Origin of the sequence: Candidatus Chordibacter forsetii (assembly GCF_964187505.1) — a bacterium.
Lineage (GTDB): Bacteria > Verrucomicrobiota > Verrucomicrobiia > Opitutales > Seribacteraceae > Chordibacter > Chordibacter forsetii.
Map to the genome: position 1 here is coordinate 1 of NZ_CAXLML010000205.1, position 4,358 is coordinate 4,358.

Genomic DNA, 4,358 nt, shown 5'->3' on the forward strand with positions numbered 1-4,358 from the left:
ATTGGCTTTCATTCTTCGGACCCACGGAGAAGTATACCCAGACACATTTTTTGAAAAATTTGACCGGTGGGCATCTGGACCGGCATTCAGTAAATCAGAATTAGAACGATTTCGCAGAGATGCCAGGATTGAGCCAGGTAAAATCGATGAAATGAGTCGAAGCATCCGCGTTGAAAAGAAACATTATGCCGAAATGAAAAAGCCTGAAAAGGTCGGTAAGGCGACTCTTTTTTCAATCCCTGCAAGTGGGATCACCCAAGCCCTACAAACGAGTGGAGTGGATGGAGTCAAAATAACACTGGGCATGCAGGCGGAAGATGGCATGACTGTGTTTGTACTGGGTACCAGGAAGGATGTACTTGGTTTTTTTGAGCACGAAAACTCAGACAATGATTCATCGCACAATGTTGGAAGTTCTGAGTTTACTTCGTTTTCAATTCCCTTGGATGGTGAGCTACTCAAAAAAATGGAAACCAGCAACCTATCTGACCCCAATGGGCCGTTGGGGCCCCTGGCCATTACTCTCGGGCAGGCGATGTATCAAATCAAAGAAATTTCGGGGACGGCAAAATTCTCAGGTGGTCGTGCACATCTAGACCTTACTATTGCCTGCAAGGATGTTCAGTCTGCCCAGTCCATATGGAGTGTGGGTCAGGCATCTTTGGGGATGGCCCAACTACAAATGTTGAGAAAACAACTAAAAAATCCTGCTGCCCAAACCGCCGTGAGTGCTGATTTTCTGAACCGTATAAAATTGAAGCATCAGGAAGCAGAGATCCATGTGCATGTAGAAGCTTCTCCCAGCGAACTTATGCCCTGGGCGGCGAACAAGAAATTTCCCTAAATTATTTGTCAATGTCCAGGCAGTGCTGGGCATAGCTCTTGATTTTTTCCCGTACCCCGGTGAGGCCGTTTCTCCGGTTGGGAGAAAGGTGCTGGGTGATTCCGACTTCAGATAAAAAATCAGGTTCCAGCCGGATAATGTCTCCGGGGGGTTCACCACTGTACAATTCGCAAAGCAGGGTAGCGGTACCCTTGGTAATCGAGGCATCGGAATCTGCCCTGAAAAAACATTTACCATTTTCGAACTTAGGAAAGATCCACAATTGGGAGATACAACCTTTGATCAAAAAGGTTTCAATCTTGTATTCGTCTTCCAAACTTGGTGCGTCTTTTGCCCGATCGATAACATAAGCAAAACGGTCGAGATGGTCCTCAAAGGGAACAAGTTCTTCAACTAATTGATCACGCTTTTCTTCAATGCTCATGGTTATCCGATTTGGGATTTCCGGAAAAGGATAGGGGAGTATTTAAATAATTTGAACTGCCGATTGTTACATTTACCATTTCAGCTTTTATCGGCAGGAGATTCTCTACGGATTGGGAAGAGCGAAACAGAGAACTATTTCCCACCGTTTCTCCGGTTGCGGGGTCAGGAATGGCGTTGAGAGTGAGGGTGCGGTTATTGTCTGCCAAGTTCAGTTCGATGGTTGATTGTGCGATTCGCACATAATTCTCGGCATGGGCATCGAGGATGAAGATTTCGAATTCACCCTTATTATTAAGTAAAAGTTCGAGGTTGTGCCCAGATCCATGGGGACCGAGTTCCATTAAAATTCCTCCACGCATGGCTTGATGGACATGTCCACCTCCGGAATTGCCTCCCTTTTTCCGGTCATCCGAACATCCCCAGGTCATAGAGAGCAGAATGGAACAAAATATGATTAGATTTTTCATAACGGTTACATTCTACACATCGGGTTGGAGTCGAGCAAGCGCAAGCCTGCTGAGATAAGTATAAAACAAATCACTTTCGGGGTGGTCATCCAAAGTTTGAACACTTAGGACATTAGGTATGATGAATTGGAAATTAAACCGACTTTCTTCCTGTTTGCTCTTTTTAACGCTGCCTTTTTTTTGCCTTTGGGGTCAACGCCCCAATGTGGTCATCGTCATTACCGATGATCAGGGGTATGGCGATCTTGGATGCACTGGAAATCCAATTATTAAAACACCAGCCATCGATCGACTAGCCAATGAATCAGTGTGGCTTACGGATTATCATGTTGCTCCTACCTGCTCCCCGACTCGAGCTGCTCTAATGTCCGGTCACTGGACGAACCGTACCGGTGCTTGGCACACGATAATGGGAAGATCGATGCTTCGGGAAGACGAGGGCACGCTGGGACAATTTTTTAAGGGAGCGGGTTATGAAACTGGAATGTTTGGAAAGTGGCACCTCGGAGACAATTTCCCGTACCGCCCGGAAGATCGAGGCTTTAACGAGGTTTATCGCCATGGCGGAGGTGGAGTGGGCCAGACCCCAGATGTCTGGGACAATTCTTATTTTGATGGAGGCTATTTTCACAACGGAAAAATCGTACCTGCTGAGGGTTTTTGCACTGATGTATTTTTCGAACAGGCAAACCGATTTATTTCTGAGTCTGCCAAGAATGGAAAGCCTTTCCTGGCTTACATCTCGACTAATGCTCCTCACGGTCCTTTTCATTGTCCCGAGAAATACATGGACTTGTACAAGGGACAGAGCCCTACCATTCAGGCTTTTTACGGGATGATCACCAATATCGATGAAAATGTGGGGAAAACCCGAAAACTACTCAAGGATTTAGGCATTTACGAAGATACCATCTTTATCTTTACCACCGATAATGGAACCGCTCGTGGAAGGACAGTTTTCAACGCTGGAATGCGCGGGCAAAAAGGTAGTGAGTACGATGGCGGTCACCGGGTGCCTCTCTTTTTGCATTGGCCCAAGGCCGGTATGGCAGAAAAACGCATCATAGGTACCCTTTGTCATGCGGTCGATGTGGCTCCAACTTTACTTGAACTTATCGGAGCCAAAAAACCCGAGGGATATAATTTTGACGGCAACTCCATTAAATCATTGCTGGAGGGGAAAACGGAGGGCTGGTCCGATCGTATGCTGGTAACCGACTCTCAGCGGGTGCGCGATCCTATCAAATGGAAACAATCTGCAGTCATGAGCCAAGGCTGGCGTCTGGTCAATGGCAAGGAATTGTACAACATCGATTCTGACTCCGGACAGGAAAAGGATTTGTCCGGCAAACACCCTGAACGTGTCGCCAGGATGCGGGCTTTTTATGATGCCTGGTGGGCAGAACTTGAACCAACCTTTGCCCGGACTACTGAGTTGTATGTCGGCCACCCCGACCATCCAGTTGTATCCTTGACCAGTCATGATTGGATCCAAAAAGCTTACCCGCCATGGAACCAGGGGCAAAACCGTAATCGATTGCCAGTTCATCCACGAAACAAAGATTTAAAGCACGATGGTCACTGGGCGATCAAGGTAGTGCAGTCAGGAATTTACAAAGTAGAGGTTAGGCGCTGGCCGGCTGAGTCGGGCAAGAAGATCAATGAATTTTTACCTGCTGGAAAAAATGTGCCTGGTGCGGACAAGGCATTCCGATCCCATCCTGGATTAGGAATCAATGCAACAGCTGCCACCCTTCGGTTGAATGGGGAAGACTTGGAGACTATACCGGTGGAGGATACCACCGAGTCGGTTACATTTGAAGTAAATCTACCAGCAGGTAAGCACAGGTTATCCCCTTATTTCACTATTCCACAGGGTGAGCTTGGATGTTACTATGCAATTTTGAAAAGTCGTTCTTGATTCCTAATTATTTTCGAAGTTTCTTAGGCCGGTCTTTGCAATTTTTCTAATTTGTAATCTTTCGTTGGTTTTAAAACCAACGAAAATGTCTTCAATCACTTAGGTATAGCCAGATTCAATGAATATAGAGATCGGGCTGTTTGAAGTTACAGGCGTTGAAAATTCCTAGGGATTTGGAAATTAGGTGCTGCCTGATAATGTTTCGACGAATCGAAATATCAGCAATTTTGTAGTACTTTAAGCAGCTTGCAAATCTTCTGCAGCTAATTGGCGCTTGAGATCACGGAAACTGATCATCTTACCATTATCCTCGTCCCATAAACGATACTTTACCGAGCGTAGGCTAGTGAAAATGTTGAGCTCGGGTGCATTGCGGAAGAATGGGTCGGAATGGTGGCATCTTTCCAAATTGTAGTTGGGTATTCTAGGATTGAGATGATGGATATGGTGAAAGCCAATATTTCCTGAGAACCATTGTAATATTTTCGGAAGTTTGTAGTAACTGCTTCCTTCCATTGCTGCAGTTGTGAAATCCCAATTCTTTGTCTCTTCCCAATAGGCATCCTCAAATTGGTGTTGTACATAAAAGAGCCAGACTCCTGAACATCCGGCTACTGACATCATTACCAATTGAATGATCAACCAGGGAATAAATCCGAAAATTGCACTCATGCATACACCCCAGGTCAAAAGAGCAAGG

At 45.8% G+C, this 4,358-nt stretch carries 5 protein-coding genes; 2 read left to right on the plus strand and 3 right to left on the minus strand.

All coding sequences use genetic code 11. From position 1 onward, the window contains the following. On the plus strand, nt 1-844 hold an 844-nt coding region (locus ACKPQ4_RS09020), incomplete at its 5' end, for a hypothetical protein (protein ID WP_407680854.1). A 1-nt stretch (nt 845) separates the two neighbouring features. Here the strand turns inward: ACKPQ4_RS09020 and ACKPQ4_RS09025 are convergent. Both ACKPQ4_RS09025 and ACKPQ4_RS09030 read right to left on the minus strand, forming a co-directional pair. Then, nucleotides 846-1,268, minus strand: coding sequence for a SufE family protein (locus tag ACKPQ4_RS09025; RefSeq protein ID WP_407680855.1), 423 nt, complete (start codon nt 1,266-1,268; stop codon nt 846-848). Next, nucleotides 1,258-1,737, minus strand: coding sequence for a hypothetical protein (locus ACKPQ4_RS09030; protein ID WP_407680856.1), 480 nt, complete (start codon nt 1,735-1,737; stop codon nt 1,258-1,260). The genes ACKPQ4_RS09025 and ACKPQ4_RS09030 overlap by 11 nt, the downstream gene beginning before the upstream one ends. Nucleotides 1,738-1,855: 118 nt before the next feature. On the opposite strand from ACKPQ4_RS09030, the gene ACKPQ4_RS09035 reads away from it, so the two are divergent. After that, a complete protein-coding gene (locus ACKPQ4_RS09035) occupies nt 1,856-3,658 on the plus strand; it encodes an arylsulfatase (protein ID WP_407680857.1) in 1,803 nt (600 codons plus the stop codon). Nucleotides 3,659-3,895: 237 nt separating this feature from the next. On the opposite strand, the gene ACKPQ4_RS09040 is transcribed toward ACKPQ4_RS09035, so the two are convergent. Next, the coding region (locus ACKPQ4_RS09040) for a fatty acid desaturase (RefSeq protein ID WP_407680858.1) at nt 3,896-4,358 on the minus strand (463 nt) is incomplete at its 5' end.